20 protein-coding genes and 1 tRNA gene are annotated in these 24,847 nt (G+C 63.2%); 3 read left to right on the top strand and 18 right to left on the bottom strand.

Going from position 1 to position 24,847, the window contains the following annotated elements; genetic code table 11:
• Positions 1-57: 57 nt before the first annotated feature.
• From pheT to QYH69_RS19065, 12 genes are all read right to left on the bottom strand, one after another.
• Positions 58-2,499, bottom strand: coding sequence for a phenylalanine--tRNA ligase subunit beta (gene pheT, locus QYH69_RS19120; RefSeq protein WP_308833384.1), 2,442 nt, complete (start codon positions 2,497-2,499; stop codon positions 58-60).
• Between the two features lie 153 nt (positions 2,500-2,652).
• Complete coding sequence (gene pheS / locus QYH69_RS19115) at positions 2,653-3,666, bottom strand: phenylalanine--tRNA ligase subunit alpha (RefSeq protein ID WP_308833383.1); 1,014 nt, start codon at positions 3,664-3,666, stop codon at positions 2,653-2,655.
• 211 nt (positions 3,667-3,877) lie between these two features.
• A complete protein-coding gene (rplT, locus tag QYH69_RS19110) occupies positions 3,878-4,237 on the bottom strand; it encodes a 50S ribosomal protein L20 (RefSeq protein WP_075156661.1) in 360 nt (119 codons plus the stop codon).
• A gap of 29 nt (positions 4,238-4,266) precedes the next feature.
• Complete coding sequence (rpmI, locus tag QYH69_RS19105; RefSeq protein WP_075156660.1) at positions 4,267-4,464, bottom strand: 50S ribosomal protein L35; 198 nt, start codon at positions 4,462-4,464, stop codon at positions 4,267-4,269.
• Positions 4,465-4,793: 329 nt separating this feature from the next.
• Positions 4,794-5,318, bottom strand: a complete 525-nt coding sequence (gene infC, locus QYH69_RS19100) for a translation initiation factor IF-3 (RefSeq protein ID WP_075156659.1) — start codon at positions 5,316-5,318, stop codon at positions 4,794-4,796.
• A 49-nt stretch (positions 5,319-5,367) separates the two neighbouring features.
• Entirely contained in the window at positions 5,368-7,275 is a 1,908-nt protein-coding gene (thrS, locus tag QYH69_RS19095; protein WP_308833382.1) for a threonine--tRNA ligase, read from the bottom strand.
• Between the two features lie 315 nt (positions 7,276-7,590).
• A tRNA-Val gene (locus QYH69_RS19090) sits at positions 7,591-7,667 on the bottom strand.
• Positions 7,668-7,836: 169 nt separating this feature from the next.
• The gene (locus tag QYH69_RS19085; RefSeq protein WP_308833381.1) at positions 7,837-10,173 is read right to left on the bottom strand and encodes a bifunctional (p)ppGpp synthetase/guanosine-3',5'-bis(diphosphate) 3'-pyrophosphohydrolase; all 2,337 of its coding nucleotides are present in this window, start codon (positions 10,171-10,173) and stop codon (positions 7,837-7,839) included.
• Between the two features lie 182 nt (positions 10,174-10,355).
• Positions 10,356-10,709 carry a RidA family protein gene (locus tag QYH69_RS19080; RefSeq protein WP_075156656.1) on the bottom strand — a complete coding sequence of 118 codons (354 nt, stop codon included), beginning with the start codon at positions 10,707-10,709 and terminating at the stop codon, positions 10,356-10,358.
• Positions 10,710-10,911: 202 nt separating this feature from the next.
• Positions 10,912-11,859 (bottom strand): alpha/beta fold hydrolase, encoded by a 948-nt coding sequence (locus QYH69_RS19075; protein ID WP_374992450.1) that lies wholly within the window; start codon positions 11,857-11,859, stop codon positions 10,912-10,914.
• Between the two features lie 220 nt (positions 11,860-12,079).
• On the bottom strand, positions 12,080-12,721 hold the full coding sequence (locus QYH69_RS19070) for a CoA transferase subunit B (protein WP_308833380.1): 642 nt from the start codon (positions 12,719-12,721) through the stop codon (positions 12,080-12,082).
• A gap of 2 nt (positions 12,722-12,723) precedes the next feature.
• Positions 12,724-13,428 carry a CoA transferase subunit A gene (locus tag QYH69_RS19065; protein WP_308833379.1) on the bottom strand — a complete coding sequence of 235 codons (705 nt, stop codon included), beginning with the start codon at positions 13,426-13,428 and terminating at the stop codon, positions 12,724-12,726.
• A 319-nt stretch (positions 13,429-13,747) separates the two neighbouring features.
• On the opposite strand from QYH69_RS19065, the gene QYH69_RS19060 reads away from it, so the two are divergent.
• Entirely contained in the window at positions 13,748-14,293 is a 546-nt protein-coding gene (locus tag QYH69_RS19060; RefSeq protein WP_308833378.1) for a LuxR C-terminal-related transcriptional regulator, read from the top strand.
• A 45-nt stretch (positions 14,294-14,338) separates the two neighbouring features.
• On the opposite strand, the gene QYH69_RS19055 is transcribed toward QYH69_RS19060, so the two are convergent.
• Together QYH69_RS19055 and QYH69_RS19050 are read right to left on the bottom strand one after the other, a co-directional pair.
• Positions 14,339-14,773 (bottom strand): thioesterase family protein, encoded by a 435-nt coding sequence (locus QYH69_RS19055; RefSeq protein WP_308833377.1) that lies wholly within the window; start codon positions 14,771-14,773, stop codon positions 14,339-14,341.
• Between the two features lie 88 nt (positions 14,774-14,861).
• Positions 14,862-15,641 (bottom strand): SDR family oxidoreductase, encoded by a 780-nt coding sequence (locus tag QYH69_RS19050; RefSeq protein WP_075156651.1) that lies wholly within the window; start codon positions 15,639-15,641, stop codon positions 14,862-14,864.
• Between the two features lie 120 nt (positions 15,642-15,761).
• On the opposite strand from QYH69_RS19050, the gene QYH69_RS19045 reads away from it, so the two are divergent.
• Positions 15,762-17,435, top strand: coding sequence for an electron transfer flavoprotein-ubiquinone oxidoreductase (locus QYH69_RS19045; protein ID WP_308833376.1), 1,674 nt, complete (start codon positions 15,762-15,764; stop codon positions 17,433-17,435).
• 49 nt (positions 17,436-17,484) lie between these two features.
• On the opposite strand, the gene QYH69_RS19040 is transcribed toward QYH69_RS19045, so the two are convergent.
• From QYH69_RS19040 to QYH69_RS19025, 4 genes are all read right to left on the bottom strand, one after another.
• Positions 17,485-18,987, bottom strand: coding sequence for a tetratricopeptide repeat protein (locus QYH69_RS19040; protein WP_308833375.1), 1,503 nt, complete (start codon positions 18,985-18,987; stop codon positions 17,485-17,487).
• 130 nt (positions 18,988-19,117) lie between these two features.
• The gene (gene aroC / locus QYH69_RS19035; protein WP_308833374.1) at positions 19,118-20,218 is read right to left on the bottom strand and encodes a chorismate synthase; all 1,101 of its coding nucleotides are present in this window, start codon (positions 20,216-20,218) and stop codon (positions 19,118-19,120) included.
• Between the two features lie 205 nt (positions 20,219-20,423).
• On the bottom strand, positions 20,424-22,361 hold the full coding sequence (locus QYH69_RS19030; RefSeq protein ID WP_308833373.1) for an MFS transporter: 1,938 nt from the start codon (positions 22,359-22,361) through the stop codon (positions 20,424-20,426).
• 395 nt (positions 22,362-22,756) lie between these two features.
• Complete coding sequence (locus QYH69_RS19025; protein ID WP_075156646.1) at positions 22,757-23,209, bottom strand: CBS domain-containing protein; 453 nt, start codon at positions 23,207-23,209, stop codon at positions 22,757-22,759.
• A gap of 257 nt (positions 23,210-23,466) precedes the next feature.
• On the opposite strand from QYH69_RS19025, the gene QYH69_RS19020 reads away from it, so the two are divergent.
• Positions 23,467-24,846, top strand: coding sequence for an O-acetylhomoserine aminocarboxypropyltransferase (locus QYH69_RS19020; protein ID WP_308833372.1), 1,380 nt, complete (start codon positions 23,467-23,469; stop codon positions 24,844-24,846).
• The last annotated feature ends 1 nt before the right edge of the window (position 24,847 follow it).

The raw sequence follows: 24,847 nt of genomic DNA, 5'->3' as shown, positions 1-24,847 counted from the left end.
AGCGGGACCGAATCGCGACTGAATCGGGAACCCCCGCAATAACCCGCGTCCCGCAGGTTATCCGCGCAACCGTGCGCCATATGCTCGAGCCAGACGATCCACCAGGGTCTGAATGGCCAGATCGACCGTTTCGTCCTGAAGGGTTCCCCCAGTATCTTGCAAGGTCACACGGAACGCAAGGCTTTTCTCGTGGGCTGCCAGCCCACCGGAAGTACTTGATTTTGGACGAAATTCATCGAAAAGCGCAACCCTCTGAACGGTCTTGCAGGCGTCCTCGGAAAGGGCCTTTTGCAGTTCGTCGAGCAGCGCCTGAACTTCGATTTTCTGGTCGACGACAACCGCGATATCGCGTCGCACGGGCGGGAATTTCGACACTTCGGTCGGACTCGGCAATTCGCGCCGCATCAACGCTTCCGCTTCGATCTCGAACAGAATGGGCGCATGCGGCAAGTCGTACTTCTGCATCCAGCGCGGATGCAATTCGCCGATCCAGCCGACCGCGCATCCATCGAGCTCGATGCGCGCGCTGCGGCCCGGATGCAGCGCCGGGTGCTCCGCCTTCACGAAGCGCGCGGCCGACGCGAGCGCGGGACTCAACAGCGCTTCGACGTCGCCCTTCACATCGAAGAAGTCGACTGCACGCGTCGCGGCGCCCCACTGCTCTTCGAGCACCGGCCCGTACGCGAGCGCGCCGAGCATCTTCGGCTGTGCGAAGCCTTCCACCGTCATCTCGCCCGCCGCGATCTTCGGGTCGTGCAAAAATACGCGGCCGGCTTCGAACACGCGGATGCGATCCGCGCGGCGATTCAGGTTATGGCGCAGCACGTTGATGAGGCTGCCGAAGAGCGTGGTACGCATCACCGACAGCTGGCTCGCAATCGGATTGACGAGCCGCACCGGATGGCGGTTTCCCGCGAAATCGTGTTCCCATTCGGCGTCGACGAAACTGAAGTTGACCGTCTCCGCGTAATCGCGCGCCGCAAGCGCGTGACGCAGCGCATGAATCGAACGGCGCGTTTCGTTGGTTGCGCGCATTTCGCTCTTCGCAACGGGCGGACGCGCGGGAATCTTTTCGAAGCCGTAGATGCGCGCGACTTCCTCGATCAGATCTTCTTCGATTTCGATATCGAAGCGATACGGCGGCGGCATGACCGAGAACGTCTCGCCGTCGCGCTGGTAGTCGAGGCCGAGGCGCGTGAAAATGTCCGCGATCTCGTCGGCGCCGATTGCGACGCCGATAATCCGTTGAGCACGCGCAACGCGCATTTTCACCGGCACACGCTTCGGCACATTGACGGTCTGATCGTCGATCGGTCCCGCTTGCCCGCCGCAGATGTCGAGAATCAGCTGTGTGATCCGTTCGATGTGCTCGACCGTTGTCGAGTAATCGACGCCGCGCTCGAAACGATGCCCGGCATCGGTCGAAAAGTTGTAGCGGCGCGAGCGGCCGCGGATGCTATCGGGCCACCAGAACGCCGCTTCGAGATAGATGTTCGTCGTATCGAGCGTAACCGACGTACTGTCGCCGCCCATGATGCCCGCGAGACTTTCGATATGGCGATCGTCGGCAATCACGCCGACTGTCTCGTCGACTTCGATCGTATTGCCATTGAGCAGCTTCAACGATTCGCCGCGCTTGCCCCAGCGCACGTCCATCGACCCGTGGATCTTGTCGAGATCGAACACGTGCGACGGACGGCCGAGTTCGAGCATCACGTAGTTCGAAATATCGACGAGCGCCGAAATGCTGCGCTGGCCCGAACGCTCGAGGCGTTCGACCATCCATTGCGGCGACTTCGCGCGCGCATTCACGCCGCGAATCACGCGACCGGAAAAACGGCCGCACAGATCGGGCGCGGAGATTTTCACCGGCAGTGTTTCGTGCAGCGCGACCGGCACCGGCTTGATCTCGACCGGTTTGAGCGGCGCGCCGGTAATCGCAGCCGTTTCGCGCGCGATGCCGAATACCGACAGACAGTCCGCCTTATTCGGCGTCAGTTTGACCTCGAAAATCGTATCGTCGAGCTTCAGTGCGTGGCGGATGTCCTGGCCGATCGGCGTGTCTTCGGGCAGGATCAAGAGCCCGCTGTGATCTTCCGAAAGCTTCAGCTCGCGTGCGGAACACAGCATGCCCTGGCTCTCGACGCCGCGCAGCTTGGAGAGCTTGATCGCGAACGGAGCGCCGCCCTCTTCGGCCGGCGGAAGTTGCGCGCCGACCAGCGCGACCGGCACCTTGATGCCCGGTGCGACATTCGGCGCGCCGCACACGATGTTGAGCGTCGCGCCCGTGCCCGCGTCGACCTGGCAGACGTTGAGCTTGTCCGCGTCCGGGTGCTTGACCACCTCGAGCACGCGGCCGACCACGATCTTCGACGTCGGCGGTGCGACCGGGCGCAGATCTTCGACTTCGAGACCGGCCATCGTCAGCGCATGCGACAGCTGCTCGGTCGTCAATTGCGGATCGACGAAGGTTCTGAGCCAGGATTCCGGAAATTGCATGGTTCTGTACGTTCTATACGGGTTGAGTCAACGTCCGGCGAGCGCGGGCGGATGCTCCGACGATGCATCTCATGCGCTCGCGCCGCGACAACGACACGGCGTGCGGCTTCGCTACGCCGGCGTGCGCCGGCCGCAGCGAGCCGCGCGGCAACATCATGCGAACTGCCGCAAAAAGCGCAGATCGCCTTCGAAGAAGAGACGCAGATCCTGCACACCATAGCGCAGCATCGTCAGACGCTCGAGGCCGCTGCCGAAAGCAAAGCCGATGTAGCGCTCCGGATCGAGGCCCATGTTGCGCACGACCGTCGGGTGAACCTGGCCCGAACCTGAAATCTCGAGCCAGCGACCCGCGTTCTTGCCGTGCTCGAACATCATGTCGATTTCGGCGGACGGCTCGGTGAACGGGAAGTACGACGGGCGGAAGCGCACCTGAATATCGTCGCGCTCGAAGAATTTCTTGAGGAAATCGCTGTACACGCCCTTCAGATCCGCAAAGCTGATGTTCTCTTCGATCCACAGGCCTTCGACCTGGTTGAACATCGGCGAATGCGTCGCATCGCTGTCGACGCGATAGGTGCGCCCCGGCACGATCACCTTGATCGGCGGCGTATGCGTGCGTGCGTAGCGGACCTGCATCGGGCTCGTATGCGTGCGCAACAACAGCGGACGGCCGTCGGCATCTTTGCCGTCGACGTAGAACGTGTCCTGCATCGAACGCGCCGGATGGTTTTCAGGGCTATTCAATGCGGTGAAGTTGAACCAGTCGGTTTCGATCTCCGGGCCGTCCGCGACGTCGAAGCCGATGGAGCCGAAAATCTGCTCGACACGCTCCCACGTCTGCATCACGGGGTGCAGACTGCCCGCGGCAAGACCGCGGCCCGGCAGCGTCACGTCGATCGCCTCGGCCGCGAGACGCTGGTTCAGAAGCGCATCGGCAAGCGCCTGACGCCGTGCCGTGAGCGCCGCTTCGACCTGCTGTTTCGCGACGTTGATGCGCGCGCCTTCAGTCTTGCGCGCTTCGGGATCGAGCTTGCCCAGCCCCTTGAGCAGTTCGGTGAGCGCGCCCGATTTGCCGAGAAAACGCGCTTTTTCGTTTTCGAGCGTGGTGACGTCGGTGGCGTGTTCGAAAGCGCTTTGCGCATCGGCAACGATTTGATCCAGGTCCATTGATCCCATCTTTTCAACGTCAGTGTTCAAATGAAGCAATTCGGCTCGACCAACAAAAACGGGGCTCGGTGAGGAGCCCCGTTTTTGTTGCAGCGTGACCGGAGGCCCACATTCAGGCCAACCGGTCGCTGCAACGAACCTGCGACGAACCTTCCTTTACCGGACGCCTGCTTCCGACGCCGGTGGTGCACCGAACGGTGCACAGGCACGATCAGGCTGCAACGGCGGCTTTCACCTGCTGAACGATCGCGGCAAAAGCAGCCTTGTCGAACACAGCCATGTCGGCCAGCACCTTGCGGTCGAGTTCGATCGATGCCTTCTTCAGGCCGTTGATGAACACGCTGTACGTCATGTCGTGCTGGCGCACCGCCGCGTTGATACGCGTGATCCACAATGCGCGGAACACACGCTTCTTGTTGCGGCGATCGCGGTACGCGTACTGACCTGCACGCATCACCGCCTGCTTGGCGATGCGGTAGACGTTATTGCGACGGCCGCGGTAACCCTTGGCCAGCTTGATGACTTTCTTGTGACGGGCCCGTGCGGTAACCCCACGTTTGACTCGAGGCATGTTTCGCTCCTATGAGTATCGGTTAAGGGTTACGCGAACGGCAGCATTGCGCGCACGGAGTCCATGTTGGTCTCATGGACAGCCGCCGAACCGCGCAGATGACGCTTGTTCTTCGTGGTCTTCTTGGTCAGGATGTGGCGCTTGAAAGCTTGACCGCGCTTGACGGTCCCGCCCGGACGCACCTTGAAGCGCTTTGCAGCGCTCTTCTTGGTCTTCATCTTTGGCATGACGAACAACTCCATTATTTGATGGATATGGGTGTGCGGTTGGCCTTGACGGCCCTTCACCCGCCCTTCGAAACCCAGTCCACTTGGTATGCAGACAGCCGACGCCATGACGGTGCGGCCACTGCTTTTCAGACAAGACGCCCGCGTCACTGCACAGTGCGGGCGCCGTTCCGAAACTTTGCCGCGCCTCGCCGCGTTCCAGCTACGACGAAGCGCCGTTCAATTCCAACAGCTGCGATTAGCCGCCGACTCAACCGCGGCCTGACTGCGAGAGCGACGTGAGCACGCCTCACCCGCCGGTCCCGCCACGCATCGAACGACGCGTGAGCTTACTTCTTTTTCTTCGGGGCCAACACCATGATCATCTGGCGCCCTTCCATCTTCGGCATCTGCTCGACCTGACCGACTTCGTCGAGGTCGGTGCGCAGGCGCTCAAGCATGCGCATACCGATTTCCTGGTGAGCCATTTCGCGGCCACGGAAACGCAACGTGATTTTCGTCTTGTCGCCGTCTTCGAGGAAGCGAACGAGATTGCGGAGCTTGACGTTGTAATCGCCATCATCGGTACCCGGGCGGAATTTGACTTCCTTGACCTGGATAACCTTCTGCTTCAGCTTGGCTTCGTGTTGCTTCTTCGCTTCCTGGTACTTGAACTTGCCGTAGTCCATCAGCCGGCAAACCGGCGGAACGGCTTGCGGCGCGATTTCGACCAGATCTACGTCCTGCTGCTCCGACATACGGAACGCGTCAGCAAGTTTGACGATGCCAAGCGGTTCGTTATTGACTCCGACCAGGCGCACCTCAGGTGCAGAGATTTCACCGTTGATGCGATGCGACGACTTATCAGTAGCGATGTTACGTTTCCTCTAAAAATTGAAAAAAACGAGCCGCGCTGCCAGGTGGTTATTGGAACGCCTGCACTTCCTGACGCAGACGCTCGCTGAAGGCATCGACAGGCATCACACCGAGATCGACACCGCCACGGGCACGCACGGCTACCGTTTGTGCATCACGCTCTTTGTCGCCGACGACCAGCAGATACGGGACCTTTTGCAGCGTGTGCTCGCGTATTTTATAGCTTATTTTCTCGTTGCGCAAATCGGCCTCGACTCTAACCCCTTGTTTTTGCAACGAATGGGCAAGATTTTTCGCATATTCGGCCTGACTTTCAGCGATATTCATCACCACGACTTGCAAAGGCGCGAGCCACGCGGGCATCGCACCAGCATGGTGCTCGATCAGAATTCCGAGGAAACGCTCCATTGATCCGACGATTGCACGATGCAGCATGATGGGCCGCCGGCGGCTGTTGTCCTCTGCGACGAATTCGGCGCCGAGACGCTCCGGCAACACCATATCGAGCTGCAGCGTGCCGCACTGCCACGACCGGCCGAGCGCATCCTTGATGTGGTACTCGACCTTCGGACCGTAAAACGCGCCTTCGCCGGGCAGCTCTTCCCATTGCACGTCGCACGCGCGCAGCGCCTCGCGCAAGCCCTCTTCCGCGCGGTCCCACGTTTCGTCGGTACCGGCGCGCGCGTCTGGGCGCAGCGACAGCTTGATGTCGACCTGATCGAAGCCGAAATCCTTGTAGACGCTCATCGCAAGCGTGTTGAACGCGATCGATTCGCTGATGAACTGGTCTTCCGTGCAAAAAATATGGGCATCGTCCTGCACGAAGCCGCGCACCCGCATCAGCCCGTGCAGCGCGCCCGATGCCTCATTTCGATGGCACGAACCGAATTCCGCGAAACGCAGCGGCAGATCGCGGTACGAACGCAGGCCGTGATTGAACACCTGCACATGACCAGGACAGTTCATCGGCTTGATCGCGTAGTCGCGTTTCTCCGATTCCGTCGTGAACATGTTTTCGCGGTAGTTCTGCCAGTGGCCCGATGCTTCCCACAGCGACCGGTCCATGATCATCGGCGTCTTGATCTCGAGGTAACCGGCGTCGTTCACACGGCGGCGCATGTATTGCTCGACCTGCTGCCACAGCGTCCAGCCGCGCGGATGCCAGAACACCATGCCCGGCGATTCGTCCTGCATGTGGAACAGATCGAGTTGCTTGCCGAGCTTGCGATGGTCGCGCTTTTCCGCTTCTTCGAGCATGTGCAGATACGCGTCCTGGTCTTCCTTCTTCGTCCAGGCCGTGCCGTAAATACGCTGCAACTGCTCGTTCTTCGCATCGCCGCGCCAGTACGCGCCTGCGAGCTTCATGAGTTTGAAGACCTTGAGCTTGCCCGTGGAGGGCACGTGCGGGCCGCGGCACAGATCCGTGAAGCCGCCGTGCGAATACAACTTGATCTCTTCGCTTGCGGGAATCGACTCGATGATCTCGGCCTTGTATTTCTCGCCAATACTCTTGAAGTACTCGACTGCTTCATCGCGCGACACCACACGCCGCGACACGGGCTCGTCTTTCCTCGCGAGTTCCTGCATACGCTGCTCGATTTTCTGAAGATCTTCGGGCGTAAACGGACGGCTATACGAAAAGTCGTAGTAGAAGCCGTTGTCGATGACCGGCCCGATCGTCACCTGCGCGTCGGGGAACAGATCCTTGACCGCGTACGCAAGCAAATGCGCCGTCGAATGACGGATGATGTCGAGGCCATCCGCGTCTTTATCCGTGACGATGGCGAGCGACGCATCATGGTCGATCAGCGCGGACGTATCGACGAGTTCGCCGTCGAGCTTGCCACCCAGCGCGGCCTTCGCAAGACCCGGACCGATCGAGGCCGCGACCTCGGCGACCGTCACGGGGTGATCGTACTGTCGAACTGAACCATCTGGCAGACGTATCGAGACCATTGTTTTCTCCGTGCTGCCGACCGGCCGGCGGCGGCAGCAACAACTCGTTTAAAAACGACCGTGACAAAAACCGCGATAAAAAAAAATGCGGCCCCGCTTTCGAGGGGCCGCATTCACTTTCCAGCAAATCGCAAGGGCGATAAGGCGAACAGGGTCCTCGACTAGCGTCGCTCCGAAGTGGTTTCGGTAAACGTTCGCGGTGTCATAACCATGCTCGCTATATTGGCGCAAACTTTGTTCGCGCCTCTTGCGGATTGATGAAGCACCGATGACTGCAAAACCCGCACTGCAATTCACCGATACTTCGATTTTCGTTGGTAGGCTCGATTGGACTCGAACCAACGACCCCCACCATGTCAAGGTGGTGCTCTAACCAGCTGAGCTACGAGCCTGAAGAAGACGAGATTATATGGAGCACTCAGAGTGTTGGCAAGTATTTTTATGCGTCGGCATCAAAAATTCAGGTCATTTTTGCGCGAGTGAAAACGGCTTGGAAACTGAGAGGACATGGCGCGAAAAACGCGCAGAGATAAACATGCCCGACCACGTCCATCGCGCGCTTCAACCCTTGCGCGCAGCGCGCACCACGCCCGTCACTTCGCCAAGCAGCGTGCACGCGCGGTGAATCTGCGATGCGCTCGAGACCTCGACTGTGAACAGCATGTAAGCCGCGTTACGGCGCGATTGCGTCTTCACGCCGATCACGTTCATCTTCTCGCGCGCGAACACTTCGGAAATGTCGCGCAGCAAGCCCTGCCGGTCAGTCGCTTCGATCGCGAGATCGACCGGATACACGGACTGCCCACGGCCGCTCATCACATCGGCGGACCACGTGGTCTGCAGTACGCGTTCCGGTGTGCGCGCCGCCATGCGCAAAAACGTCGGGCAGTCGCTGCGATGAACCGACATGCCCTTGCCGCGCGTGATGAAGCCTGCGATGTCGTCGGGCGGCGCGGGACGGCAGCAGCGCGCGAGCTGCGTGAGCAGCGCATCGACGCCGACCACGAGCACGCCCGTCGACGCACCGTGCGCAACGCTCGCGCCGCTGCTGCGCTTTTCGAACTGCTCGGGCGCTTCGACTTCAGGCTCGGCAGGCGGCGCATCGTTCAACGCCTGCTCGATGAGGCGCAGGCTGAACTCTTCCTTGCCGACCGCCGCATACAGTTCTTCCGGCGCCTTGAAGCCGAGCTTCGCCGCAAGCTGATCGAGATTGACGGACGTCTTGCCTTCGCGCTGCAACGTCTTTTCGACGAGCGCGCGGCCATTGGCGACGTTTTCCTGCGAATCGACGGCGTTGAACCATGCGCGCACCTTCTGCCGCGCGCGGCTGCTGCGCAAGTAGCCGAGCTGCGGGTTCAGCCAGTCGCGCGATGGACCGCCCTCTTTCACCGCGACGATTTCGACAGTCTGTCCGTTTTGCAGCGAGGTGTTGAGCGGCACCATCGCGCCGTCGACGCGCGCGCCGCGGCAGCGATGTCCAAGGTCGCTATGCAGGTGATACGCGAAATCGAGCGGTGTCGAGCCGTGCGGCAACGGAATCACGCGCGCTTGCGGCGTGAGCGTGTAGATATGGTCGTCGTCGAACGTCGCGTCGCGCAAATGACGCCACGGCTGGCGCGCCGCGCCCGCTTCGTCGCGTGCGCCGCCCGCGCCGGCGGCATCGCGGTCGTCGCTTTCGGCATCATGTTCGTCGTCGCGTGCGCCACTTGCGTCCTCGCCCTGCTCGCGCTCGGACACATCGTCTTTCCACGCGAGCAGTTGCCGCAGCCAGGCGATCTTCTCGTCGTACGATCCGCTCGCGCTGAACTGTCCGCCGTAGCCGCGCGCGCCCGCTTCCTTGTAGCGCCAGTGCGCGGCAACGCCGTACTCGGCGAACTGATGCATCTCCTGCGTGCGGATCTGCACTTCGAACGCGCGGCCGTCGTCGCCGATCACGACCGTATGCAGCGACTTGTAGCCGTTCGGCTTCGGCCGCGAAATGTAGTCGTCGAACTCTCTCGGCACCGGCTGCCACAGGTTATGCACGATACCGAGCACGGTGTAGCAATCCTTGATGTCAGGCACGATTACACGGAACGCGCGGACGTCGTAGAGCTCGGAGAAGTCGAGGTCCTTGCCGCGCATCTTGCGCCAGATGCTGTAGATATGTTTCGGCCGCCCGCTGACCTCGGCGCGGATATGTGCCGCCGCAAGCTCGCGCTCGAGCCTCGCGATCGCCTCGGCGATATAGGTTTCGCGTTCGGCGCGCTTTTCGTCGAGCAGCTTCGCGATGCGCTTGTAGGTGACTGGTTCCTCGAAGCGGAACGCGAGATCTTCGAGCTCCCACTTCAGTTGCCAGATGCCGAGGCGGTTCGCGAGCGGCGCATACACGTCGAGCGTTTCGCGCGCCACGTCCGGCGGCGGCGCGAGTTTCGCGGCCGCGTAGTAGCGCAGCGATTGCAGCCGCGACGCGAGGCGGATCAGCACGACGCGAATATCCTGCGCGAACGCGAGCAGCATCTTGCGCAGCGCTTCGACCTGCGCGCGGCGCGCGGCCTGGGCTTCGCGCCCGCCGGTATCGGGCTGCGCGCTCTGCGCGGCGGCGCGCAAGCTCACCGTGCCCAGACGCAGCAGCTTGCGCACGTCGGTGACGAGCCGCGCGACTTCATCGCCGAATTTCGCGGCGATCACGCGCTCCGGATCTTCGAGATACGGCGTCAGGCCGAACAGCGCCGCCGCCAGCACCGCCGGCGGATCGACGTTGAGCGTGCGCATGATCGCGGCAGTGCCCGCCGCGTGATCGGCGAGCGATTCTCCCGTCGACAGCCGCACGTCGCCCGCATGCTCGCGCACGAACGCGAGCGCGTCGTCGAACGATGGCAGGGAAGCGAAAGCGGAGGTCGAGGTTTCGGTATTCATGATGCAACAGCCCGCGGCATGCGTCGGGCGGGAAAAGCAGGCAACTGAGGCAACGGTGGTTGCAGCTGCGGCTGCAAGTGTGCTGCAAGCGCATAGTCAACCGCGAAGCTGACAACGGCTCGATTAGCGACGGCCGACAACTACAACACCCACCCGCCTCAGCGACTGTCGAACAACGGGTGTCAGCTGCGCTGCGCAGCCACCACGACGATTTCAACGAGGCACTTCGGGTTCGCGAGCCTGGCTTCGACGGTCGCGCGCGGCGGCGTCGCGCCTTGCGCGACCCATTCGTCCCACACCGCGTTCATGCCGGCGAATTGCGCCATGTCGGTAATGAAAATCTGCACCGACAACAGATGCGATTTGTCGCTGTTCGCTTCGGCGAGCAGACGGTCGACGTGACCGAGCACCTCGCGCGTCTGGCCGCCGATATCCTGATCGGTGTCTTCGGCGATCTGGCCGGCCAGATACACAGTGCCGTTATGCACGGCGATTTCCGACAGGCGCTTGCCGACGTGATGACGAATGACTGCCATGAGAATCCCTGATGATTGAATGGTGATGATGGCCGCAAACGGCGAGGACAACGCGTACAGCCAGACGCAATCCGCACAATCCGCACAATCCGCACAATCCGCACGATATGCACAATCCGCACGGTAGGCGCAGTACGAAATGCGATGCCGATGCAATGCGCTACGCGACTGCGTGGCGCGCCTCGCGCGCAACCGCCCTCTATTATGACGCGTCGACGGACTCGCCCGTGAAGAAACGGCGCGCGATCGCGATCTGACCGGGCGCGAGAAACGCCGGCGCATGCCCGACGCCGTCGATTTCGACGCTCGACACATTGCGCCCTACCTCGACCATCCTCGCGACCGTCTCGTGCGACAGCAGGTCCGATTGGGCTCCACGCACGACGAGCACCGGCCCTTCGATCGCCGCGAACGATTTCCATAGCGCGGCCTCGCCCGCAGCCGCCATCTCGGGCGTCATGGCCGCAAACGGCTGCGCAATACGCGGGTCGTAGCGGAATTGCCATGCGCCGTCGCGCTCGTGCAGCAGCGGCGTATTGATTTCGCGCCACTCGTCGGCCGTAAGCGGCCCGAACGATTCGGCCAGCAACGCTGCATGTTCGATGCCTTCCTGCTGCGTCGCGAAGCGTGTCGGCTTGCCCAGATAGCCGGCGATGCGCGTCAATGCATCGGGTTCGATATGCGGACCGACGTCGTTCAAGAGCAGCTTGTGGATCGGCGAATCTTTCAGGCCCGCGAGCGCCATGCCGATCAGACCGCCCATCGATGTGCCGAACCAGTCGACCGTCTCCACTTCGAGTCGCGCAATCAGCGTGACCATATCTGCCGCGTACTGCGGCACCGCATAGAAGTTCGGGTTCTCGAGCCACGACGACAGCCCGCGGCCCACCACATCCGGGCACACGACGCGGTGCGTTGCCGACATCGCCGCGGCAAAGCGGTCGAAGTCGCGTCCGCTGCGCGTGAGCCCATGCACGCAGACGATCACGCGCGGGTTATGCGGATCGCCCCATTCCGTGTATGCGACGCGATGCAAGCCTGCGGGACTCAGACACTGCACGTACCGCTGGCGCGGCGACAGGCGGCTCGCGGTGCCGGCTGCAGTGGAACCGGACAAAGCGGTGGACACATCAGGACGCACGTCGGTCATCGCGATCTCCTCCTTCGGACGAAAAGTCTGAACGGCTTGCGTCGATTGTAGTCGCTTCATTTTCGACAGCATTGTCACGCCAGGCACGTTCATGGCATCCACGCGGCACCCGCGCGCGCTCCACACCGGCGCAAAGGCGGCGCCAAAAAACAAAGCGGGCGTGACTCCCGCCACGCCCGCTTGTGATTTCCGCATGCGATCGATCCGCCGCTCGATCCGTTCAGCGCACCTCGCTCACGTCGAGCGGCGCGCCGGTCTTCGCCTTGATCTCGTCGACGCTGACGCCCGGCGCGAGTTCGACGAGTTTCAACCCGTTCTCGGTCACGTCGATCACGCCGAGATCGGTGATGATCCGGTCGACCACGCCTACACCCGTCAGCGGCAACGTGCATTGCTCGAGAATCTTGTGCTGGTCGCCCTTCGCGACATGCTCCATCAGCACGATGACGCGCTTCACGCCCGCCACCAGATCCATTGCGCCGCCCATGCCCTTGATCATCTTGCCCGGGATCATCCAGTTCGCGAGATCGCCGGTCTTGCTGATCTGCATCGCGCCGAGGATCGCGAGATTGATATGGCCGCCGCGAATCATCGCGAACGAGTCCGCCGACGAGAAAATCGACGAACCGGGCATGGTCGTCACCGTCTGCTTGCCGGCGTTGATCATGTCCGCATCGACTTCGTCGTCGGTCGGAAACGGGCCGATGCCAAGCAGGCCGTTTTCCGATTGCAGCCACACTTCGATGCCGGCAGGCACGTGATTCGCGACCAGCGTCGGCAAGCCGATGCCGAGATTCACGTAGAAGCCGTCCTGCAATTCTTTCGCCGCACGCGCGGCCATTTCGTCACGATTCCAGGCCATGGTTACTCTCCTTTCGCGCGGGTCACACGTTGTTCGATGCGTTTTTCCGGATGCGCATTGAGCACGAGCCGCTGCACGAAGATGCCCGGCGTATGGATCGCGTCCGGATCGAGCTCGCCGGTTTCGACGATCTCTTCGACTTCCGCGACCGTGATGCGTCCCGCCATCGCGCACATCGGATTGAAGTTGCGCGCGGTGCGGCGATAGATGAGGTTGCCCGACTTGTCCGCTTTCCACGCCTTGACGAGCCCGACGTCGGCGGTCAGCGAGTGTTCGAGCACGTAGTGGTTTTCGCCGAACTGGCGCGTTTCCTTGCCTTCCGCGATCACGGTGCCGAAACCGGTATTCGTGAAGAACGCCGGGATGCCGGCGCCGCCCGCGCGCAGCTTCTCGGCGAGCGTGCCCTGCGGCGTGAATTCGAGCTCGAGTTCGCCGGCGAGGAACTGGCGCTCGAACTCCTTGTTTTCACCGACATACGACGAGATCATTTTCCGGATCTGGCGCGTTTCGAGCAGCAGGCCGAGGCCGAAGCCGTCGACGCCCGCGTTGTTGCTGATGCACGTGATGCCCTTCACGCCCGAGTCGCGCAGCGCGGCGATCAGTGCCTCGGGGATGCCGCACAGGCCGAAACCGCCGACGGCAAACGTCTGCCCGTCCTTGACGATGTCCTTGAGCGCTTCGGCTGCGCTCGGATAGACCTTGTTCATCAATATGTCCCTTCCTTGAATGGATATTCAGAATCGGCCGACGCGTTTCGCTGCGTGCGCCGCAAAGCTGACGCACACTCCGGCAACCCGCGATCGGCGATCCAGGCGACGCGCATCGGGCGGCGCCCGAGACGTCATTCTAGTCATTGGCGGCAAGCGGAGTAAAAACCGGCCGGGCGTCCGCGTGCAGCCGATGCCGAACCGCCCTGCAAATCGCACACCGTGCGCCGACGCGACTTCCGTTGTCGTGCCGAAAGGGTACGACGCGCGAGCATTGCGGCACAATACGCAAAAATACATAAGTATTCGCACCGCATTCATGCCCGCCCTGGATTACCAAACCGCGTTCCACCTCGCGCCGATCGGCCTCGTGCTGTCGCGCGCGCGCATTATCGAAGACTGCAACGACGAGCTCGCGTCGATTTTCGGCTGCAGGCGCGAGGCGCTGATCGGCCAGTCGTTTCAGGTCTTGTACCCGTCGGCCGATGAATTCGAGCGGATCGGCGAGCGCATTCCGCCCATCATGACCGCACAAGGCAGTTATGCCGACGACCGCATCATGAAGCGCGCGAACGGCGAGCTGTTCTGGTGTCACGTGACGGGCCGCTCGCTCGAGCGCGCCGAACCGCATGCGGCGGGCGTGTGGACCTTCGAGGATCTGAGCGCGACGCGACGCGTCGCCGTCGAACTGACGCCGCGCGAGCGCGAAATCGCCGCGCAGCTCGTGACCGGCAAGACCAGCAAGCAGATCGGCAGGATTCTCGAGATCAGTTCGCGCACCGTCGATGTGTATCGCGCACGGCTTATGCGCAAATACGACACGGGCAACGCGACCGAACTGCTGCAGCGGTTACTCGGACATTGAACGCGATGCGACGCGCGCGCTGAACGGTGCGGCGGGACCGCTGAATCAGGCCGCCGCCTGTGCGAGCGGCGCGTTCTCGATCGCGGCGCGCAGCTTGTCGGGCATCGGCATGGACTTGCCCGCCTTGTAGTCGACCCACACGCAACGTGCGCCGCCGCGCGCATAGACGGTATGCGGATCGTCGGCACGCGTGAGCACGAACCCCGTATCGAAGCTGCTGCGCCCCGGCTTGCCGACCGACATCTTGCCGATCACATCGCCCGGGTACTGCAGCTGTTTGAGGAACTCCATCGTCGCGTTGACGATAACCGGCCCTTCAGCGTCGCCGAGCGCCGGCGACAGGCCGACATGCTCGAGCCAGCTCACCCGCAGCTGCTCCATGTAGCGAAAATAGACGGTGTTGTTCACATGGCCGAATGCGTCCATGTCGCCCCAACGGATCGGCAGCGACATTTCGAATACTGCGTGGTAATCGTTCATCGAAATCTTCCGGATAAAGCGGACGCAACCGCGACTTTCCGATAATCGCGGCTGCGTAAGGTGCGTGACGGCGCCGAAACGAAAAGGCTTACGACAGGCCGAAACCATCGTCCGCGGAGATCACCGCGCCGTTGATGAACTGCGATTCGTCGGCGGCAAGCATCAGCAGCAGGCCGTCGAGGTCTTCGGGCTTGCCGACACGGTGGCGCGGCAGCATCGAGATCAGCTTCTGGCCCTGCTCCGTCGACCAGTGATGATGGTTCATCTCGGTCTCGATATAGCCGGGGCAGATCGCATTGACATTGATGCCGTGCCGGCCCCACTCCTGCGCCATGGCTTTGGTCATATGGACGACCGCCGCTTTGCTCATCGCGTACAGGCCGATTTGCGGGATCACGCGCAAGCCCGCCATCGACGCGATATTAATGATGCGATAAGGCGGCTTGCCGCCGCTGCCCGCGCCGCGCATGATCATCCGCTTGGCGACTTCCTGCGCGACGAAAAACGCGCCGCGCGTGTTCGTATCGAACACATATTCGAAGTCCGCCGGCGTCACTTCCGCCAGACGTTGCGTGGTCGAGACGCCCGAGTTGTTGACGAGAATATCGATCGTGCCGGCCTCGGTTTCCGCATGCGCGACCGCGGCCTTGATGCTTTGATAGTCGGTGACGTCGAGCGAGACGACATGCGCCGCGCCGCCCGACGCCTCGATTTCGGCGCGCAATTCCTTCAGGCGCTCGACGCGGCGGCTCGCCAGCACGACTTTCGCACCGGCCTGCGACAACACTTGTGCGAACCGCTTGCCAAGCCCAGTGGACGCGCCGGTAATCAGCGCGACCTTGCCTTCCAGATTGATCGAACGGCCCATTGTGGTTTTCCTGAATAATAGTACGATCGTGCTAATAAGAGTGCATTCGGTTGCAGCGTCGGAACCGTTCGCCCACAATACGATCCCGAAAAAAGCATTCTAACGGTAAGAGGAGTTTCAATGACCCCCGCAAGTCTCATCGAGCAATACGGTCCGCGCGAGTCGATGGAATACGACGTCGTGATCGTCGGCGGCGGGCCGGCCGGGCTTGCGGCGGCGATCCGTCTCAAGCAGCGCGCGCAGGAGAAAGGCGCCGAGATCGGCGTCTGCGTGCTCGAAAAGGGTTCGGAGATCGGGGCTCATATCCTGTCCGGCGCGGTGATGGACCCGCGCGCGATTTCGGAGCTGATTCCGGACTGGAAGGAAAAAGGCGCGCCGCTTACCGTCGAGGTGACCGAAGACCGGTTCCTGTTCCTTTCCGAAACCAAAGCGACCTCGGTGCCGAACTGGGCGCTGCCCGACAACTTCAGGAACCACGGCAATTATGTGATCAGTCTGGCGAACGTCACGCGCTGGCTCGGACAACAGGCCGAAGCGCTCGGCGTCGAGATCTTCCCGGGCTTTCCGGCAGCCGAGGTGCTATACGGCGACGATGGCTCGGTCAAAGGTGTCGTAACGGGCAACATGGGTATCGCCAAGGACGGCGAGCCGACTGAAAATTTCCAGCTCGGCATGGAGCTGCACGCGAAATACACGCTCTTCTGCGAAGGCGCGCGCGGACACCTCGGGCGCCAGTTGCAGGACACATTCAGGCTGCGCGACGGCGCCGACCCGCAGGTGTACGGAATCGGCATCAAGGAACTGTGGGAAATCGACCCGGCGAAACACAAGCCCGGCCTCGTGATCCACACCGCCGGGTGGCCGCTCGATAGCGAAACGTACGGCGGCTCGTTCCTCTATCACATCGACAACAACCAGGTGATGGTCGGCTTCGTCGTCGGGCTCGGCTATACGAATCCGTACCTGTCACCGTTCGAGGAATTCCAGCGCTACAAGACGCATCCGTCGATTCGCGCGTTCCTCGAAGGCGGCAAGCGCGTGTCGTACGGCGCACGTGCGATCACCGCGGGCGGGCTGCTGTCGCTGCCGAAGCTCGTGTTTCCGGGCGGCGCGCTGGTCGGCGACGATGCAGGCTTTCTGAACGCGTCGCGCATCAAGGGCAGCCATGCGGCGATCAAGTCCGGCATGATGGCCGCCGACGCCGCATTCGATGCGCTGCAGGCGGGCCGTCAAGCCGACGAACTGGCCGCGTATCCAGAGGCGTTCAAGCAATCGTGGCTGCACACCGAACTGCATCGCGCGCGCAATTTCAAGCAGTGGATGAGCAAAGGACTGTATCTCGGCACGCTGATGGTCGGCATCGAGCAGAAGGTGTTCGGCGGCAATGTGCCGTGGACGCTGCATCATCAGCATTGGGACCACGAAATGCTGAAGCCCGCGTCCGAGTGCAAGCCGATCGATTATCCGAAGCCCGACGGCAAGCTGACCTTCGACCGGCTCTCCTCGGTGTTCATCTCGAATACGAATCACGAGGAAAACCAGCCGGCGCACCTGACGCTCAAAGATCCGTCGGTGCCGGTCAACGTCAACTTCAGGACATATGCGGGGCCGGAGGGCCGCTACTGCCCCGCCGCCGTCTACGAGTTCGTCAAGGGCGACGACGGCAACGAGCGCCTCGTCATCAATGCGCAGAACTGCGTGCACTGCAAAACCTGCGATATCAAGGACCCGACGCAGAATATCGTGTGGGTCACGCCGGAAGGCGGCGGCGGGCCGAACTATCCGAACATGTAATACGCTGTTGCGGCTGCAATGCCGCGATGGCTGGCCCGGCGCTCAATCGCTAGGCGCCGGCGCCTGCAGCGGCCAGCGCTTCGACTCTCGCTTTGACCCGTTCGATCACCGGCGCCCACGCGCCTACCGACGGCTGACGGTAGAGCTCGATCGAGCCGTACCAGAGCGTGCGTTGCGTCTCATTGCCCCAGAACCACGCCGACACGTGATCGATCATCAGGCAGGTCGGCACGCCGAGCGCCCCGGCCAGATGCGCGGGGCCGCTGTCGATCGTCACGACGAGGTCGAGATTCATCATCAGCGCGGCGACGTCGTCGAAGCCGGCACCGAAATGCGCGGTTGGATCGACGATGTTCACGCCGTGCGCGCGCCATTGCGCAACGGTCGCTTCGCGGCCCGGCGACAACGCGAACCACGTGACACCGGGCACCGCAAGCAGCGCCTCGAGCTGCTCGGCAGGCACCGAGCGACGCGCATCGCGCACATGCGCGGGGTTGCCGTTCCAGACGATACCGACGCGGCACGGGCGATTTTGCAGAGGATTGCGCTGACCGTTCGTTGCGGGCGCAACGACATAGGACCGCCATGCTTCGACGCGTGCCGGGTCGGCGCTCAGATACGGTTGCGACCACCCGGCGGCATCGTGAACGCCGAGATACAACGGCAAGCTCATCAAGCCGCAGTGGAAATCGGGATGCGTGTCGAGGTTCGTTTCGAGCCTGACGTCCGCCGGCAGCATGCGTTCGAACAGCGACCGCAACGGCCCGTCATGGCCGAATATCACGCGGCCGCCCTGGTCCCGCGCGCGTTGCGCGAGCAGCGGCAGAAAGCGCGCCGCCCACAGGCAATCGCCATGCCCCTGCTCGCCATACACGACGAGCGACTTGCCCGCGAGCGGCTCGCCGCGCCAGTGCGGACTGATCGCGGCCAGCGCCTGTTGCGCGTTGGCGATGCCGTCGTCGAAAGCGAGACGCGCTTCATAGTGCGGCCATGCTTGCGCGAAGCGGCCCGCGCGGATTTCGAGTTCCGCGAGGTCGAATTGCGCGTGCGGATTGTCGGGCGACAGCTCGAGCACACGGCGCAACAGCGCTGCGGCTTCGGCAAAGCGGCCCTGCTCCTTGATGCACAACGCGAGCTTGTGCAGCACGACCGGGTTATTCGGCACGACGCGTGCCGCGTCGAGCAGCAAGCGCTGTGCTTCGTCGAAATCGTCGCGCTGTTGCATGGCGGCCGCGCGCCAGACGAGCGCATTCGCGTCGGCAGCGTCGCGTGCGAGCAGCAGTTCGGTCGCGGACTCGACGAGCGGCCAGTCGCGCACGACAAACGCGGTCTGCGCGATTTTCTGCAGCAACGTGGCGTCGCTCGAGGCGTCGAGGCGCCAAGCGCGCACGAATGCGCTCAAAGCCTCGCGCAAGCGCTGGGTATCGCGGCCGGCCCGAGCGGCAAGCGCGTTTCCGTATGCGAGCCAGTCGGCGGCCACCGCGTTCGGCGCCGTCGCGCGCGCGTGAAATTGCGCCAGAGGATCGACGCCGGAAGATGTGGAGGCTGTCATCGTCTTGCTCCACGGACGAGTAAAGCTGAAATTACCTTGTGTTCTCGATCCGACGGCCTGCAGACAACGCCGGGTCGCTACCCTGCAGCCGCCCCTGATCGCGACGCGACCGCAATCGCGATTGTTCGCCTCAGGGCGCCTTCGCCGCGATCTTCGGTGTCGCGACGACTACGTCGCCGCATTGCGCGCGATGCCGCAGCGCGTGATCGATCAGCACCAGCGCGAGCATCGCCTCGGCGACCGGCGTCGCGCGAATGCCGACACACGGGTCATGCCGGCCGAAGGTCTCGACGATAGCCGGTTCCCCGGCCTTGTCGATCGAACGGCGCGGCGTGCGGATGCTCGACGTCGGCTTGATCGCGATCGAGACCGTGATGTCCTGCCCCGTCGAAATACCACCGAGCACGCCGCCCGCATGATTGCCGACGAACCCTTCGGGCGTCAGCTCGTCGCCATGCACGGAGCCACGCTGCGCGACGCTTGCGAAGCCCGCGCCGATCTCGACGCCCTTCACCGCGTTGATGCCCATCATCGCATGCGCGATATCGGCGTCGAGCCGGTCGAACAGCGGCTCGCCAAGGCCGACCGGCACGCCGGACGCAACGACGTCGATGCGCGCGCCGACCGAATCGCCGTCTTTGCGCAGCGCGTCCATATACGCTTCGAGCTGCGGCACGATATCCGCGTTCGCCGCGAAGAACGGATTCTCGCGCACATGTGCCCAATCGACGAACGGCACGGCGATCTCGCCGAGCGCGGACATGTATCCGCGAATCTCGGTGCCCAGATGCTCGCGCAGCCACTTCTTCGCGACCGCACCGGCCGCGACGGTCGGCGCGGTCAGCCGTGCCGACGAGCGGCCGCCGCCGCGATAATCGCGAATGCCGTACTTCTGCCAGTAGGTGTAATCGGCGTGGCCGGGACGGAAGGTTTCGGCGATGTTGCCGTAGTCCTTGCTGCGCTGATCGGTATTGCGGATCAGGAGCGCGATCGGCGCGCCGGTGGTCTGCCCTTCGAAGACGCCGGACAGGATCTCGACCTTGTCTTCTTCCCGACGCTGCGTGACGTGGCGCGACGTGCCGGGCTTGCGCCGATCGAGTTCGAGCTGGATGTCGGCTTCGGCGAGCGCCATGCCGGGCGGGCAGCCGTCGATCACACAACCGATGGCAGGACCATGCGATTCGCCGAAGGTCGTGACGGTGAAGAGCGTACCCAACGTGTTGCCGGACATGAGCGTCGTCCAAAGTAGAGCGGGAAAGCCGATATTATGCCAGCCCGAGGCACGCCCGGTCCCACGCCGCGAGCGCGGACCGGGCGGCGAGTCTCTTCCTCGCACGCCGGTGGTTTGCGCTGCGGCGGCCGTCAGGCCGCGTCGATGCCCGCTACTTGCGATCCGCTTCTTGCGATCCGCTGCTTCGCCCCGCTTGTTGGTCTCGCTACTTGCGCGCGCCTCGCAGGTCCGCAACGATCTGCTGCAATCTTTCGGGCGTGACATGCTCGGGGTCGAGCGGCTCGCCGACCGCAAGCGTGAGCCGGCTCATCACGCCCTTGTGCACCGGGCGCGGCCATTGCGAATCGCTGCCGCGCGAAAACACGCTGCCCCACAATCCGCGCAGCGCCATCGGCAAGACCGGCGCCGGCGTACGGCGCAAGACCTCCGTCACGCCGCCGCGGAACGGATTGATATCGCCGGTTCGCGTGAGCTTGCCCTCGGGAAAAATGCAGACGAGGTCTCCGTCTTTCAGCGCCTGCGCGCACGCGTCGTAAGCGCGCTCGAGTAATGCGGCGTCTTCATGCGCGGGCGCAATCGGAATCGCCTTCGCGTGCCGGAACAGCCAGCCGACGAACGGCGTGCGAAAAATCCGGTGATCCATCACGAACCGGATCGGCCGCGGGCTTTCGGCCATGATCACGATCGCGTCGACATAGCTGACGTGATTGCAGACCAGCACCGCGGCGCCCTCTTCGGGAATACGCTCCGCATGCACGAGGCGGATCCGGTAAAACGTATGCACGAGCAGCCACGCGACGAAGCGCAGCAAGAACTCGGGCACGAGCGAATAGATGTAGATCGCGACCACGACGTTGAGCAGCGCCGTGACGAGGAAAAGCCCCGGAATCCCGACGCCCGCCGACGTCAATGCAACGGCCATCAGCGCCGATACGATCATGAACAGCGAGTTCAGAATGTTGTTCGCCGCGATGATGCGCGCGCGATGGCTCGGCACGCTGCGCGCCTGAATCAGCGCATAGAGCGGTACGCTGTAGAAGCCGCCGAACATCGCAAGCAGGAACAGATCGGCGAGCACGCGCCAGTGCGCGGGCATCGCGAGAAACCCGGCGACCGACAACAGATGCGGCGCGCGCGGCAACGTGTGGCTCGCAAAAAACAGGTCGATCGCGAACACGCTCATGCCGATCGAACCGAGCGGCACGAGCCCGACCTCGATGCGGCGCTTGGACAGCCGCTCGCACATCAGCGAACCGATGCCGATGCCGACCGAGAACGTCGCGAGCAGCACGGTCACCACATCGGGGTTCGCGGACAGCACATCTTTCGCGAAACGGAAAAACGATGACAGAAACGTCGCCCCGACGAACCATAGCCACGAAATGCCGAGCAGGCTCAGAAACACCGTCCGGTGTTCGCGTGCGAGCTTCAGATTGCGCCACGTTTCGCTGACGGGATTCCAGTTGATCTCGAGACCCGGTTGCGCGGGCTGCGATGCGGGCACGAAACCCGATACGATGCGTCCGACCACCGCGATCGCAAGACAGCCGCCCGCGAGAATCGCTTCGCTGTGCGCGGCAAGTCCCGCCGCCGCGCCGCCAGCGATCGTGCCGAGCAGAATCGCGACGAAGGTGCCCATTTCGACGAGCCCGTTGCCGCCGACGAGTTCCGGCTTCTCCAGATGCTGCGGCAGATACGCATACTTGACCGGACCGAATAGCGTCGAATGCACGCCCATCATGAATGTGCACAGGTACAGCAGCGGCGCGCTATGCAACCAGAAGCCCGCGCCGCCGACGAGCATCACGCCGATCTCGAAAGTCTTGACGAAACGCGTCAGCATCGCCTTGTCGTACTTGTCGGCGATCTGGCCGGAGGTCGCGGAAAACAGCACGAACGGCAGGATAAAGATCGCGGAGATCAGGAACGCGGCCGTATCGGCATTGACGCCTGAAAAACGCGCTGCCTGATAGGTGACGAGCGACGTAAAGCCGATCTTGAACACATTGTCGTTCATCGCGCCGAGGAACTGCGTCCAGAAGAACGGCGCAAAGCGCCGCTCGCGCAGCAGACGGAACTGCGATTCGTGCACGTGGCCTTCGCGGGCGGCACGGCGGGCGGCGGATAGCGGTCGATCGCTCATCGGATGCGAAATGCGGAGTGGCGGCGCAAGCCGGAAGGCACAATGTAAGGTAGACAACGCCCTACGAGACTGCCCGCGGGTTATGACGGAGTGCGTGGCGTCGACACAGTCGGCAGGCGAAGCGGCAAGCACGGGGCGCTCGCGCAGGCCAACAAGCAGACGGACGCAGCAGACGGACGCAGCAAACCAGCGTAGCGAGCAGACACAAAAAAGCGCACGCTTTCGCGCGCGCTCCTATGCATCGTCAGCCACCCTGTATCAGCACAGTCGCAGCACCACATTGCGGCAGCATGGCGCGGCAACATCGGGATAACCCGTACCCTACACCAAACCGCCAGGCCAGTAACGTGAAACCGGCTGAAGCTCGCGACCCGGTGGCGTGGCCGGCCCGACGCTTACTGTGCCGGTTCCCGCTCTTCCGGCCAGTCGCGGATATAGGCCTTCAACATACGGTTCTCGAAACCCTGCTCTTCGACGACTGCTTTCGCGACGTCGTAGAACGAGATCACGCCCATCAGCGCGCGGCTTTCCATGACTGGCAGATAGCGCACGTGATGCTCGAGCATCATGCGCCGCACCTCGTTGACGTCCGTTTCCGGCGTGCAGGTGAGCGGATGGTCGTCCATGATCTTGCGGATCGTCGTGGTGCCGACGCTGCCGCCGTTGCGCGACAGCGTGAGGATGATTTCGCGGAAGGTCAGCATGCCGACCAGATCGCCGTACTCCATCACGACGAGCGAGCCGATATCGTGTCCGGCCATCGTATCGATCGCGTCGGTGAGGGGGGTGTCGGGAGTCACCGTGAACAAGGTGTTTCCCTTTACTTTGAGGATGTCGCTGACTCGCATGATTCGTCTCCTGATGATGCGCGGATAGGCTTGGATGGCATTATTTTTGATGCTATCGGAAAGACCCTTAAAAGGAAAGCAGCGAAGAACGGCGCGGCAAGGGGCGAGCTCAGCGTGAGCTGTCCAGCCACAGGCGGTTCCGGCAAGCAATGGACCCAGGCGGCGAACCCATGCCTGTCTTGCCCGGCCAGCCCGATCCGCCGGTGATACGATGATCGCACTCCCACCTCCGCGCGGCTTCACGCCCTGCCGTTCCAATGCCAGCCAACCGTTTCGATACGCTCGCGCTGCATGCCGGCGCGGCCCCGGATCCCGCCACCGGCGCGCGGGCGACGCCGATCTATCAGACCACGTCCTTCACGTTTCGCGATACCGACCATGCGGCCGCGCTCTTCAACATGGAGCGCGCGGGCCACGTGTACTCGCGGATCTCGAACCCGACCGTCGCCGTATTCGAGGAACGCGTAGCGGCACTCGAGAACGGCGCGGGAGCGATCGGCACCGCGAGCGGACAGGCCGCCCTGCACCTTGCCATCGCGACGCTGATGGGCGCGGGGTCGCATATCGTCGCGTCGAGCGCGCTGTACGGCGGGTCGCACAATCTGCTCAGCTACACGCTGCCGCGCTTCGGCATCGAAACGACCTTCGTCAGGCCCGGCGACCTCGATGGCTGGCGCGCGGCCGTGCGGCCGGCTACCCGGCTGCTGTTCGGCGAGACGCTCGGCAACCCGGGCCTCGAGGTGCTCGATATCGCGGCGCTCGCGCAAATCGCACATACGCAGCGCATCCCGCTGCTCGTCGACTCGACGTTCACCACGCCGTATCTGATCAAGCCGTTCGAGCACGGCGCCGACTTCGTCTACCACTCGGCGACCAAATTCCTCGGCGGCCACGGCACGACGATCGGCGGCGTGCTCGTGGACGGCGGGACCTTCGATTTCGCCGCATCGGGCCGCTTTCCCGAGTTCACCGAGCCCTATGCGGGCTTTCACGGCATGGTGTTCGCCGAAGAAAGCACCGTCGCGCCGTTCCTGCTGCGCGCGCGTCGCGAGGGGCTGCGCGATTTCGGCGCATGCCTGCACCCGCAAGCCGCCTGGCAATTGCTGCAGGGCATCGAAACCTTGCCGCTGCGCATGGAGCGCCATGTCGCAAACACGCGCAAGGTGGTCGACTTTCTCGCCGCGCATCCGGCTGTCGAATCGGTCGCCTACCCCGAGTTGCCATCGCATCCGGATCATGCGCTCGCGAAGCGTCTGCTGCCGCGCGGCGCCGGCGCCGTGTTCAGCTTCAACCTGCGCGGCGACCGCGCGGCCGGGCGCCAGTTCATCGAGGCGCTCACGCTGTTTTCGCATCTCGCGAACGTCGGCGATGCGCGCTCGCTCGTGATTCACCCCGCCTCCACGACACACTTCCGGATGGACGCCGCCGCGCTCGCGGCCGCCGGCATCGCCGAGGGCACGGTGCGCCTGTCGGTCGGCCTCGAAGACCCGGACGATCTGATCGACGATCTCAGGCGGGCCCTGAAAGCGGTGCAAAAGGCCGCCGGCGCGGGCGTCGGCACAAAGGAACGCCAGCCACAGCCGGCCGCCGCCTCGCCGTCCTCCGCTGCACAAGCCGATGCCACGCGCAAGGAGTGAC

This window comes from Paraburkholderia sp. SARCC-3016 (assembly GCF_031119615.1).
GTDB lineage: Bacteria > Pseudomonadota > Gammaproteobacteria > Burkholderiales > Burkholderiaceae > Paraburkholderia.
Note: the sequence above shows the minus strand (reverse complement) of the source record. Positions and strands in the feature narration are given on the sequence as shown.